The organism is Pedobacter mendelii (genome assembly GCF_014635725.1).
GTDB classification, from domain to species: domain Bacteria; phylum Bacteroidota; class Bacteroidia; order Sphingobacteriales; family Sphingobacteriaceae; genus Pedobacter; species Pedobacter mendelii.
Map to the genome: position 1 here is coordinate 501,595 of NZ_BMDJ01000001.1, position 12,490 is coordinate 514,084.

General features: G+C 34.7%; 11 protein-coding genes. All 11 read right to left on the reverse strand.

The genetic code is table 11. The features are described 5' to 3' along the window. Nucleotides 1-9: 9 nt before the first annotated feature. A complete protein-coding gene (ruvA, locus tag IEV50_RS02250) occupies nucleotides 10-594 on the reverse strand; it encodes a Holliday junction branch migration protein RuvA (RefSeq protein WP_188411615.1) in 585 nt (194 codons plus the stop codon). A 53-nt stretch (nucleotides 595-647) separates the two neighbouring features. Then, nucleotides 648-2,969, reverse strand: coding sequence for an NADP-dependent malic enzyme (locus IEV50_RS02255; RefSeq protein ID WP_188411616.1), 2,322 nt, complete (start codon nucleotides 2,967-2,969; stop codon nucleotides 648-650). A 138-nt stretch (nucleotides 2,970-3,107) separates the two neighbouring features. Beyond that, nucleotides 3,108-3,749, reverse strand: coding sequence for a tetratricopeptide repeat protein (locus IEV50_RS02260; protein ID WP_188411617.1), 642 nt, complete (start codon nucleotides 3,747-3,749; stop codon nucleotides 3,108-3,110). Between the two features lie 87 nt (nucleotides 3,750-3,836). Beyond that, nucleotides 3,837-4,244, reverse strand: a complete 408-nt coding sequence (locus IEV50_RS02265) for a hypothetical protein (protein WP_188411618.1) — start codon at nucleotides 4,242-4,244, stop codon at nucleotides 3,837-3,839. A 728-nt stretch (nucleotides 4,245-4,972) separates the two neighbouring features. Next, complete coding sequence (locus IEV50_RS02270; RefSeq protein WP_188411619.1) at nucleotides 4,973-6,376, reverse strand: lytic transglycosylase domain-containing protein; 1,404 nt, start codon at nucleotides 6,374-6,376, stop codon at nucleotides 4,973-4,975. A 111-nt stretch (nucleotides 6,377-6,487) separates the two neighbouring features. Further along, nucleotides 6,488-7,906: an Asp-tRNA(Asn)/Glu-tRNA(Gln) amidotransferase subunit GatA gene (gene gatA / locus IEV50_RS02275; protein ID WP_188411620.1), complete on the reverse strand. Its 1,419-nt coding sequence runs from the start codon at nucleotides 7,904-7,906 to the stop codon at nucleotides 6,488-6,490. Nucleotides 7,907-7,921: 15 nt separating this feature from the next. Further along, the gene (locus IEV50_RS02280) at nucleotides 7,922-8,122 is read right to left on the reverse strand and encodes a Sec-independent protein translocase subunit TatA/TatB (RefSeq protein ID WP_029287719.1); all 201 of its coding nucleotides are present in this window, start codon (nucleotides 8,120-8,122) and stop codon (nucleotides 7,922-7,924) included. 11 nt (nucleotides 8,123-8,133) lie between these two features. Continuing rightward, entirely contained in the window at nucleotides 8,134-8,520 is a 387-nt protein-coding gene (locus IEV50_RS02285) for a Sec-independent protein translocase subunit TatA/TatB (protein ID WP_188411621.1), read from the reverse strand. Between the two features lie 48 nt (nucleotides 8,521-8,568). After that, nucleotides 8,569-9,867 (reverse strand): murein hydrolase activator EnvC family protein, encoded by a 1,299-nt coding sequence (locus tag IEV50_RS02290; protein ID WP_188411622.1) that lies wholly within the window; start codon nucleotides 9,865-9,867, stop codon nucleotides 8,569-8,571. Between the two features lie 156 nt (nucleotides 9,868-10,023). Continuing rightward, a complete protein-coding gene (gene lolB1 / locus IEV50_RS02295; protein ID WP_188411623.1) occupies nucleotides 10,024-10,815 on the reverse strand; it encodes a lipoprotein insertase outer membrane protein LolB1 in 792 nt (263 codons plus the stop codon). Continuing rightward, nucleotides 10,793-12,487 (reverse strand): tetratricopeptide repeat protein, encoded by a 1,695-nt coding sequence (locus IEV50_RS02300; RefSeq protein ID WP_188411624.1) that lies wholly within the window; start codon nucleotides 12,485-12,487, stop codon nucleotides 10,793-10,795. Before IEV50_RS02300 ends, lolB1 begins: the two co-directional genes overlap by 23 nt. Nucleotides 12,488-12,490 lie beyond the last annotated feature (3 nt).

Below are 12,490 nucleotides of genomic sequence, written 5' to 3' on the forward strand. Positions count from 1 at the left end.
CGGTTAGATCTATAAGTTTTTCAAAGCTTGTTTAATTAGTTGCTCTACCGAAAGCGTTCCTTCTGTCACTTTTAAAATCTGATCGATAGTTTTTTCGGCTGTTTGTTTGGCGAAACCAAGCATCACTAATGCAGATAACGCTTCATCTTTAACGGTATTGTGTTGAGGCATAGAAATTAATGAATCTACACCTTCCTTTTTTAATTTATCCTGTAATTCCAAAACCAAACGCTGGGCAGTTTTAGCTCCAAGACCTTTAATCCGTTGAATTAAAGGATAATCTGCTTGCACAATTGCAGTTTGTATTTCAACAGGAGTTATCGAAGATAATATCATTCTACCTGTATTCGGGCCAATACCTGAAACAGATATTAAGTGTAAAAATAAACGACGCTCGCCTTCATCTACAAATCCGTATAAAGTATGTGCATCTTCTTTAACATGTAACCAGGTATATAACTTGCAACGTTCTGCATCAGCTAAGCCGCTGTAAGTATTTAAAGAAATATTAATATGATAGCCTATACCTCCGGCTTCAACCACAACATAAGCAGGGTTTTTAAAAGTTAATTTACCATCGATATAGGCGTACATTTGATTTACGATTCTAGATTTACGATTTTAGATTTGTAATCTCTAAAATCAATTTATTTTTTAACTGATGTTTTCCCGAATATCCCTTTTTTTTGTGAAGCTGCCAATTCTTCTTTAGCCTGCACATCTACAACAGCAATGGTTACCATGTTAACAATTTCGCGTACTGAACTACCCAACTGAACAATATGAACAGGTTTATTTAATCCTAATAAAATTGGTCCTACAGCTTCTGCACCACCTAATTCCTGCAATAATTTGTAGGCAATATTACCCGATTCTAAGTTAGGAAATATTAAGGTATTTGCAGGTGCATTTGCTAAAGTACTGAAAGGAAAATTATCTTTTAATAATTCGTTATTGATGGCAAAGTTTCCCTGCATCTCTCCATCCACAACTACATCGGGATGTTCTTTATGAAGAATACTCACGGCTTTTCTAACTTTTTCAGGCACAACACCGTCATTTGAGCCAAAGTTAGAATAAGAAAGAACAGCTACACGAGGTTTTATGTTAAACTGTTTAACAGATTTTGCGACCAACAGTGTAATATCGACTAATTCCTCGGCGGTTGGATCTACATTTACAGTTGTATCACCAAAAAAGACAGGGCCTTTTTTAGTCATCATCATATACATACCAGCAACACGTTTAACTGCTGGATCTGCACCAATAACATGTAAAGCAGGTTTTATTGTGGATCCATAATCTTTGGTTAAACCAGAAATCATAGCATCGGCTTCTCCGAATTCGACCATGGACGCACCGAAATAGTTGCGGTCTCGTAATAGTTTTATCGCATCTCTTTCCGAAATCCCCTTGCGCTGGCGCTTTTGATAAAGTGCGTTTGCGTATTTTTTGGTTTTTTCTGGCTCTTGCATCTGGTCGATGATTTCAACGCCTTCCAATTCTAAGGCATGCGAATCGATTATTGCTTGTATTTTATCTTTATTGCCTAAAAGAATAGGAATTGCAATTTTTTCATCGCGAACAATTTGTGCTGCTTTCAAAATCTTATAGTTATCCGCTTCAGCAAAAACCACGCATTTAGGATCTGACTTGGCCTTGTTGGTAATGGCTCGCATAATTGCATCATCCAAACCTAAGCGTTTTCTAAGTTCTTCGCTGTATGCATCCCAATCGGTAATGGCCTTTCTGGCAACGCCGCTTTCTATGGCCGCCTTTGCTACGGCGATAGAAACTTCGGTAATTAACCTAAAATCGACTGGTTTTGGAATGATATAATCTCTGCCGAATTTCAAATTACGGGCATTATAAGCAAGATTAACTGCTTCAGGAACAGATTTTTTAGCTAATTCAGCAATCGCTTTAACGGCAGCAATTTTCATAGCCTCGTTTATACTGGTTGCACGAACATCTAAAGCACCACGAAAAATATAAGGAAAACCCAAAACATTATTCACCTGATTCGGATAATCAGAACGACCTGTAGCCATAATTAAATCTTTGCGGGTTTTAACCGCCAGTTCGTAAGCAATTTCCGGATTAGGATTTGCCATTGCAAAAACAATTGGATTTTTTGCCATACCAACCAACATTTCTGGCTGGATAACGTTACCGGCAGATAGACCAATGAAAACATCAGCACCTTTCATGGCATCGCCAATGGTTTTAATATCTGTTCTGAAAGTCGCGAAACTCATTCGCATTTCATCCAAATCGGTACGGTGAATATCGATTAGTCCATTAATATCGAACATCACCAGGTTCTCCCGCTTTACACCAAGCGATAAATACATTTTAGAACACGACACCGCAGCGGCACCTGCTCCACTTACTACAACTTTAATTTTATCAATTTTTTTCTTCTGGATTTCGCATGCATTCAATAATGCTGCACCAGAAATAATTGCTGTTCCGTGTTGGTCATCGTGCATTACAGGAATATTCATTTCCTGCTTTAACCGCCGCTCGATTTCGAAACATTCTGGCGCTTTAATATCTTCTAAGTTAACACCACCAAATGTTGGCTCTAAAGCCTTAACGATTTTTACAAAATCATCCACATTTTTGGTGTCTAATTCTAAATCGAATACATCAATATCAGCAAAGATTTTAAAGAGCAAACCTTTTCCTTCCATTACCGGTTTACCCGCCTCAGGACCAATATCGCCAAGACCTAAAACCGCTGTGCCATTGCTAATTACTGCAACCAGATTCCCTTTTGCAGTATATTTATAAACATCTTCTTTATTTTCTGCTATTCTTAAACAAGGTTCGGCAACACCAGGCGAATAAGCCAGTGTTAAATCGCGTTGAGAATTTGTTGGTTTTGTTGGAACTACTTGTATCTTTCCCGGCCGCCCTTGCGAGTGGTAATCAAGCGCATCTTGCTTTCTGTTTTTATTACTCATTAATTGTAACTAAATAGTGACGACACAAAGGTACAATTCTTTTATGGTGGGTTGAAATAAATAAGAAAATGAATAAAGTGGGTGAAAAAAGTTTTTGTGCTCGAGTTGAATTTTTTATATTTAATTGCAGAAATATTATTATAATGTGCTAATGCTGTTGAATACATTCTTTTTACTCTCTGAATCATCCATAAAAGATTCTATAAGCTTTTGTAACGCTTCAATTTGCTTCTTAGATTTTGTATCACTATAATAAGATGAAATCTTATTTAGATATTCTATTGCCACAACTTTACCCTTATAAAACATAAGCATATAGGCAACAACCTCATCATAATACGAATTTTTTCGCCTGTGCTGAGCAACATTTTTCAATGCTAAATCGTATGATTTTTTATAATATGGAATAGCTAAATTCCTTTTTTTCAGATAGCTTTCGTAAATAACGCCTAATTTAATATACGAATTGAGATCTTCAGGATTATTCAAAATCATTCGATTTACAACTGATATTGCAGAATTGTACTTTTTTAAACTTAGCAAAGGTCTGAGTTTGTTTGAGTAAGCAGAATTGTATGTAGGCTCAATAATTGTAGCGCTATCAAGAATCTTAATAATTTGACGATTAAGTATATTGTCTCTTGCACTAGAAGTCATGAGTAACTTAAAAGCCTTGGTATTTAAAGCAAATGCTTTGGAATTGTGCTTTACTTTGTTGACTTGAGCTAAAAGGGCAACTGGTAAAATCAAAAGAAAAACTAGAAATATTTTGAAAGACATTATTTAGATTTAGGTAGAATCAAATTTAAGTCCAAATCAATAAGACAAATTCGGAAAGTATTTAGAATTATTTTTTAAAAAACATCTTTACTCAACTCGTTTCATGTAATAGCCTGCTAAATTATCATTAATAAATTGTTTATCATTCATCTTAAAGACAAAATAAAGCCTAATTTCATTTTTACTTAATCGATGGTATTTCATATAACCTGATTCAGTAAGTAAGGAATTCATAAAATGCTTCCTTTCAATAAGTGTATCACCATTTATAGGATTTATAAACATTCTTATTTTATTAGAACCGGTATGGCCGCCCATGTTATAATAAAAAACATTTTTATCAATTTTCAAAGTAGTTTTAACAACGGTTGTATCTTTTAAGGTTTTAGAAATCCATTCGCCTCTCCATTTTCCTTGTAGCTCGGCTTCAATGTCTTTCCTACTGGCTTCGAGGTTACAACTTAAAAGTATTAAACAAATAAATATAAAACACAAACCAACTAATGAAAAATTTTTATTTTACTGATTGATATCTTGCATTATGGCTGATAAAATCTTGAAACTGTAAACTATTTTGATATTCTAAATCATTACGCCATCAAACTTCTTTGCAATTTCTGAAAGCGTATCGCTAGAATTAAAGACGATATTGTATTTAAATTTTAAGGTATCCATAACATACTTTCTTTTAAGTTGTATGGATTATACCTGATTTCGACTAATACTGGTAATTTTTGTTTCCGAATTCGTTGTAATTCATTAGCATTTATAAAAGAATATTTCAAGAAGCAAGAATCTGTGTGGATAATACCATTCACAGTAAATGAATATTTAAATTGAAGAAATTCCAAATGTGATACATTTCCATTAGTTTTGGTTTGAATATTATTTATAATCTCTCTCCTTTCTATGATTTCGCCTTTTGTCTTCGCCGATTTTTGAAGTGATCGCCAAAGCATTCCAAAATATGAGAAATTAAAAACTATAAAAAAGAACAATATAATTAAGAAAAAAAAGCCAAATAGCTGAAAAAAAATTTCCAATCGAAAAATGATAAGCTATTATACTTCTTAAATTTTATTACCTTCTTCAAGTGTGTTATGATGATATTTAGAAAGAATAAATTTAGCAACTAAAATAGAAGAGTTGCAGAATGGTTAAGATCCTTTAGTAAAATTCATGACGAATAAATTAATATTGATAATAAAAAAATCAGTTTTAATTTACCCCTTACTAATTTTCAAAACCATACCAACTTGCAAACCAGCTCTTGCTAACCTGTTATCTCTCTTGATGTTTTGAACGGTAGCACCTTCAAATTTTTCGGCAATTTCAGAAAGTGTATCGCCACGTTTAACTTTGTAGCTTAGATATGAAGCCGGAGCTTTGTAAACAGTGCGTTTACTGGTATAAATTTTTAGCTTTTGTCCTGGTACAATGGTTTTGGTTTTTAAATTATTCCAAACTTTTAAATCTTGTACTTCTATACCATATTTATCGGCAACTGCATTTAAATTCTGACCTGAAGATACCTTGTGGTAAACAACTGAAGAAGCAACTATGGTTGAAGGTTTTCTTTTACGCAATTCACGAATATCATCTGTATGGGCTTGAATAACTTGCATTTTGTTATCTAAATCTTCATTATTAAGCACATCATACAAACCAGCTAAATCAGCGCCTTTCATTTTGGGTAACACCAATCTTTTGGGCATATCAGCTGTTCCATTAATAATTTTTTTCTTGTATGATGGATTTAATGCAAAAAGCGATTCATCTTCTACATTTAAAACTTTCGCTAATGCAGATAACGATACAAAATGATTTACCTGCATGGTATCTGTTTTCAAAAACAAGTTGCAGGCTTGTTCTGTAATCTGGTGTTTGTTCGAATAATTCATCACATAAACTGCAGCAATAAAAGCAGGCACATAATTTCTTGTTTCCTTTGGTAAATATGGTCTGATAACCCAAAAATCTCTCGAACCAGCTTTATCAATGGCTCTGGTAACATTTCCTTTGCCACAGTTATAGGCTGCAATGGCTAATAACCAATCGCCCAGTTCTTCAAATGCATCACGAAAATAAGCAGCGGCAGCATAACTTGCCTGAACCGGATCTTTACGTTCATCAACAAAATTATCCATCTTTAATCCGTAAGCTTTGCCGGTACCAAACATAAACTGCCAAATACCTGTTGCACCTACTCTAGAAACCGCTTGCGGATTCATTTGAGACTCTACAATGGTTAAATACTTTATTTCCTGAGGAATGTTATAATCTTTTAAGGCCTTATCAAAAATTGGGAAATAGTAATTCGACAAACCCATCATTTTGCCAAACATATCTTTACGCTTTGCATAAATATCGATGTATTGCTGCACATATTCATTATGTGGTAAAGGCACCGACCTGGTAATAGAGTCTAAACGAAGTTTATAAATGTAATTCTGGTTCAGCAACAGCGGATTTTCAATAGCAAGCGGCACAGTCACCGTATCGTTGTTAATGAAAATATTGTTTGATTGTTTGTAAAGGCTATCGGCTTTTAAAATTTGCTGTGCAAATGAAGAGGAAAATAATCCGGTTAAAGCACAAATTGAAGTAAAAAGTAATTTTTTAATCATGGGCTAATTGGTTTTGTCAGCATTAGTTATTCCCGTTGCTATGGCTTGTGTCATCACAAACCATAATTTCAATCTTTAGCAAAAGATTGCTTCGTAACTCGCAATGACGACTTATGATAAAAATGCCTGAGAAAAAGCGAGTAACTGTTCTTCCTCAAAATGTTTGGCTATAAACTGAATACTTAACGGTAAGCCCGCTGAATTATTGCCTATCGGCAAAGCAATAGCCGGATTACCACTTAATGATGGCAAAACTGTAAAAATATCGGCCATGTACATAACCAAAGGATCTTGCATATTATCGCCGATTTTAAATGGAGGCGTTGGTGCCACAGGTGATAAAATTAAATCATAATCCTGAAATAATTGATCAACTTTTTCTCTGATTAACCTACGTACCTGCTGTGCTTTTTGATAATACGCATCGTAATATCCAGCACTTAAAACAAAGGTTCCTAGAAGAATTCTGCGCTTTACTTCATCACCAAAACCTTCTGCTCGAGATAATTTATAAAGTTCTGTCAATGATTTTGCCTCCATATTACGATGCCCATAATGTACGCCATCATAACGGGAGAGATTTGAAGATGCTTCTGCTGTGGTTAAAATGTAATATGCCGGAACAAGATAATCCAACAAATCAAAAGAAACATATTCAACTGTATGCCCTTTACTTTTTAAATCTTCTATTGATTTTAAAATCGCAGATTTAATTTCAGCATCTAATGCTTCGCTCTCAATTGTTTCTTTTAAAACAGCTATTTTTTTTGGCTTAAATTGATTTAAATGAGCAGAATAATTAGGAACATCTAATACTGAAACCGTAGAGTCGCTATCATCAGCCCCGGCTAAAACTTCTAAAAGTAAAGCGGCATCTTCTACTGATGAAATAATTGGACCTACTTGATCAAAAGAGGAAGCGTAAGCAATTACACCATATCTTGAAATCCTTCCGTAAGTTGGTTTTAAACCGATTTGTCCGCAAAATGCAGCTGGCTGCCTTACCGAACCACCTGTATCGGTACCTAATGCAGCTAAACACATGTCTGCCTGAACAGCGACGGCAGACCCTCCAGAAGAACCACCAGGCACTAAATCTGGATTTGCCGCATTTTTTACCGCTCCGAAATATGATGTTTCGTTAGAACCGCCCATCGCAAATTCATCACAGTTTAAGCGGCCGATAATTACGGCATCTTCCTGCAATAAACGTTCTACCACAGTTGAAGAATATGGAGAAACAAAGCCATCAAGCATTTTTGAAGATGCTGTTACGATGTGATCTTTATAGCAAATATTATCTTTAATGCCGATAACCATACCAGCAAGTTTACCTGCTGTACCATTTTCTATTTTTTGCTGTACTGATTTCGCCTGAACTTCTGCCGAATAAAAAAACACCTCATTAAATGCATTGAGGTGTTTGTTATCTTCAATTTGCTTAAAATAATAAGCCAATAAATCGGGTAATGTGAGTTGCTTTTGCGAAATGAGCGCTTGTATCCCTTTTAGAGAACTGTATTTCTTCAAAACTTAAAACTATTATTAAACGGTTTTATCACGGTTAGATGGATCAACTTGTTCTCCATCAACACCATCTTTACCATCTTTAAATTCTTTAACACCTTTGCCTAAACCACGCATAAGTTCAGGAATTTTTTTACCACCAAATAATAACAATACCACTACTGCAATAATGATTATTTCTGGTGTTCCAAGCATTGCTGCTATTGTTGTATTTAACATAACTTTTTTGTTTAAACTTTTTGACTGTCAGTTACTATTTTATCGTCGATGGGAGTGCTTTGTGGATAGGGTACATTTGCAGCTTCTGTATGCTCATCGGCTGCAACAACTGGTGCATTTGGATCAACAATAGGTGTTTCAGTTGGGTGATGACGTTCATTATTGTTTGCTACAGTTTGGTCTGCATCTTCTTTATCCAAATCCATGGCGTTAATATTCCTATGAATTTCACGCTTTACACCATCAGAAGCATCTTTAAACTCTCTAATTCCTTTACCCAAGCCTCTTGCTAATTCAGGTAATTTCTTACCTCCAAACAACAAAAGAACAACTACTAAAATGAGTACGATCTCAGATCCACCCATATTTAAAAACTCTAATAACGTGCCTTGATACATCACTAATTTATTTTATACAAATATAAACATTTATAAACTGTCTTCAATTTATTTACTAATCCAAGCCTCGGGGTTTAAAATAGAGCTACCCCGCCATATCTGAAATTTAAGAATTGCATCATCACCAGTAGTTGCAACTGCCCCCAGTACTTGTTTTGTTTCTACAGTGCTTCCTGTAGATACTTTAACATCCCTCAAATTCTGATATATTGTGAAATAATCACCGTGCATAATAATTACTACGGCTCTCCCCTGTATATAATCAACTTTAATAACCTTACCTGAAAACACAGCTCTAACTGATGTACCTGGTGCAGTTGTTATATCAACACCATTGTTTGTATATGATGCCTGATCTACTTTGTGCATCCCAAATCTTTCAGTTATTTGACCAGTAGCTACCGGCCAAGGCAACCTTCCTCTATTGCTTTCAAATCCTTCTGATAGTTTTGCCGATTCGGGGGTTGCAGTAAGTGCCTCGCTATTTGTTTTGGCTTTAGCTACCGGAGCAGCAACAGGCGCTGGTCTATTCTCTGCTTTAGCTTTTGCTGCTTCAGCCTTTGCTTCTGCTGCGGCTTTTGCCGCTGCAATTCGAGCTTCTTCCGCGGCTTTCCTTCTCGCCTCTTCGATAGCTCTTTGTATGGCCGCCCTAATTGCTCTATCTATTTGAGCCTGTTGTTTTTTCTTCGAAGCGATATCCTGTTTAAAGGTTTTCTCCTGCTTGCTAAGGCTATTTAAAACAGCAGATTGTTGGCTTTTATCTTTACCCAAACGTTCTCTCTCACGCTCCTGCTCTTTTAACAAATCACTTTTCTCTTTCAACGTCCTATCCAGAACTTTGATTTTTCCGTTTAAATCTTGTTGAGTATTCTCAATATAACCAGCTTGTTTCTTACGGTATTGACTAAACTGCTGTAAGTATTTAATTCTTTTATAAGCCTGATTAAAATCCCTTGCAGCGAAAATAAACATCATTTTATCATATGAGTTTCTGTTTCGCTGTGCAAAGCGAATCATGCCTGCATATTCTTTTTTAAGATCACCTAACTGACCTTGCAAAGTATGTACGGTATTTGTGTTCTGAGAGATTTGACTATCCAGATTTTTTATTTCTGAGTTAATTGCTCCGATTTTATCCTGGCGTAATCTAATTTGAGTATTTATTACGTTAATTTGCTGCAAAGTAAGTTTTTTACCACTTGCTGTTTTATTAAGGCTCTTTTGAAGTTGTTCAATATCACGCTGTATTGCTTCTTTTTTTCTTCTAAGTTCATTTGCAGTTTGAGCCGATACCGAAAGTGCAAATAAACTAAAAAACAGGATAAATACGAGTTTGTGTACCTTCATTAAGCCAAAAGTATAAAAATTTTGCAGTAAAATATATTAAAATTGATATACCTGAGATACAATTGCTAAGTAAGGAAGAATCTTCACTTAATCTTCATGCTGTCCTTGCTAAAGAATAACTTTTCAAGCTATGAACTAGCGAGGTTTAAAATAAAGTTATTTTACTAAAGTATATCTTTTTGGTACAGTAAACGGAAAATCGACAGGAACATTGCCATCAATTTTAACATACTGTAAATCGATATTTATTTTTTTAGCTCCCGAAAGGGTATTTATCTTTAAGGCACCAGGAAACAATGATTCATTCAGTTTCTGATAATCGGTATAGTTAACTTTTAAAGCCTGGCCACTTTTAGCATCATTAAGATTGGTTTCTGCAACTTTAAAAAGTGTATTAAAAAGCAATTTATAATCTAAATTTTCTTTAGCACCAGATACAGCATACACACCATTTTCTTGCTTAACATCCGATTTATCTGTCAAAAATTCGCCCATTGCATTGCCAGTTAAAACAGCCTGTAGCGTATTAAAGTTAACTTGTTTATTGGTAAAATTATAAATGTAGCTAAATGGCTTTTTTAAATATTCGCTTTTTAGCTTGTTTTGAATTTTAATACTATCAGGCGTTATTAAAGCTCTGGCCACTTCAGCCATCCCACCTAATGCGGTAATACTTACCCAAATGGTTTCCTTGTCTTTCATACGAAAGTTCATGGTAACGTCATTGGCATCACCAGAAATATCAAGCGTAGCTTTTGCTTTTAAAGAAAGGGTGTTAAATTTTAATTGCTTACTATTTAGCAAGTTTAATGCCTCTGCTTTTGTATTATCAACTTTAGTTTCTGTTTTAGCAGGGGGAGTTTCAACAATTACTTTTTTAGATTTACATGATGTTGATAAACCTAACACACCCAAAATAAACAGGCTATTTAAAATATTTCTTTTCATTTATCTTCTTATTTAATACTTCTGAGCCATTACCAGCTTCTTTTGCTTTTTGCCATTGAATTAATGCAGCATCTTTATCACCTTTCATGAAAAGAATATCTCCATATCGCTCCAGATAAACACCGTTTTTACTGCTATTGTTTTGCAATGCCTTTTCTATCCAAGTTTGTGCCAAAGTATATTTTTGCTGCTTAAATAATATAAAGGCGTAAGTATCTGTAACAGATGAGTTTTCTGGCATTGCTTGAGCCGCCTTTTCTGCATATTGAGCTGCTTTACTCAAATCATCATTTTTAAGTGCTAGATAATATGCATAATTATTCATGATAAGGTAATTATCTGGCTCAGTTGAAATTGCCTTTTCAAATGCAGTTTTTGCTAAAGGAAAATTGTTTTGGTTGATATAAATGTCGCCCTGTAAGGCATAAACCTGGGCTTGTAAAGCTTTATTGTCAGCATCCAATTGTTGCACAGTTTTTAAATTATTTAAAGCCGAATCGTATTTTGCAGTTTTAAATAATGCATAAGCCATGTAGTAATATAAGCCCGCTTGATTGGGATAGATGGTTAATGCTTCATCACCAAATTTAATGGCTTCGGCATAATGCCCAAGCAAAGTTTGAATATTTATGACTTGCTCCCAAACCACATATACTTGCTCATTAATTTTTAATGCCGCCTGATATTGTATTAAAGCATCATTTAATTTATTTTGCTGATATAAAACATCGCCATATAGTGCTAAAACTTTTGCATCAGCAGGATTTTTTTCAGCCAAACCTTTACTTAACTCTGTTACATTTTTGGCTACAACAGGCTGCTGAATTTTGGAAAATAGTGCAGCAATAATTTTTACTTTTTCATCAATTGGCATCTCTGGGCTTTCGAATGCTAGTTTTAAGGAAGCAAAAGCCATTTCATCATTTTTTTGTTTTCGATAAACATCAGCTAAGCCCAAATTAACGTCAAAATTATTTGGCTCCAGGCTTTGGGCCTTCATTAAAACCTTTAAAGCTTCGGTATCATTACCTTTTTGCAATAACAAACCAGCTGCATATAAATAGTTTTTTAAGTCAGCCTGACTGCCTTCTAACAATTTTACAATATCGCTCTCGCTTGGATTACCATTCTGCTGAAATCGTCTTTTGGCATTTGCTAACTCTCTTGATTCACCAAATTTCTTTTCAATGGCATCGTAAGTTTTTTTTGCTTCTTCAGGCTGATTAAAAATAAACTGAGCATTTGCCTTATCAAAATAATACCCATCATTATCTGGCTCAATTCGAATTAACTGATTAAAAACATCTATCAGCTGGGGTATTTTATTGGTGCGCTTATAAACTTCGGCCTGAAGTCTCAGATACCATTTATTATCAGGACTTAATTTAACGGCTTTTTTAATATTCTGTTCTGCTTCAGCAAATTTATCCAAGCGTAGACTTGCATTTGCCAGTTCGAAATAGGCTGCATGATTAGCAGAATCTACACTTACAATTTTGGTGAAATTGTTTGATGCAGCTAAATAATTATCAGATATTTTTTCTTTCAAACCAGCAAAAAATATCTGTTTTATCATATTGCTATCGCGATTCGAGTTTTGCGCAGGAATGACTTGCGCAAAAGCTTTACAGCCAAGGGCTAAAACAGCAAGAAAAATATATCCTTTAATCATAAT

Excerpts from the sequence above, each read along its gene's own strand:
- IEV50_RS02280 (WP_029287719.1), bottom strand. The coding sequence starts at position 8,122 with ATGTTAAATACAACAATAGCAGCAATGCTTGGAACACCAGAAATAATC.
- IEV50_RS02300 (WP_188411624.1), bottom strand. The coding sequence starts at position 12,487 with ATGATTAAAGGATATATTTTTCTTGCTGTTTTAGCCCTTGGCTGTAAA.
- IEV50_RS02290 (WP_188411622.1), bottom strand. The coding sequence starts at position 9,867 with ATGAAGGTACACAAACTCGTATTTATCCTGTTTTTTAGTTTATTTGCA.
- IEV50_RS02285 (WP_188411621.1), bottom strand. The coding sequence starts at position 8,520 with ATGTATCAAGGCACGTTATTAGAGTTTTTAAATATGGGTGGATCTGAG.
- IEV50_RS02260 (WP_188411617.1), bottom strand. The coding sequence starts at position 3,749 with ATGTCTTTCAAAATATTTCTAGTTTTTCTTTTGATTTTACCAGTTGCC.
- lolB1 (WP_188411623.1), bottom strand. The coding sequence starts at position 10,815 with ATGAAAAGAAATATTTTAAATAGCCTGTTTATTTTGGGTGTGTTAGGT.
- IEV50_RS02270 (WP_188411619.1), bottom strand. The coding sequence starts at position 6,376 with ATGATTAAAAAATTACTTTTTACTTCAATTTGTGCTTTAACCGGATTA.
- IEV50_RS02255 (WP_188411616.1), bottom strand. The coding sequence starts at position 2,969 with ATGAGTAATAAAAACAGAAAGCAAGATGCGCTTGATTACCACTCGCAA.
- ruvA (WP_188411615.1), bottom strand. The coding sequence starts at position 594 with ATGTACGCCTATATCGATGGTAAATTAACTTTTAAAAACCCTGCTTAT.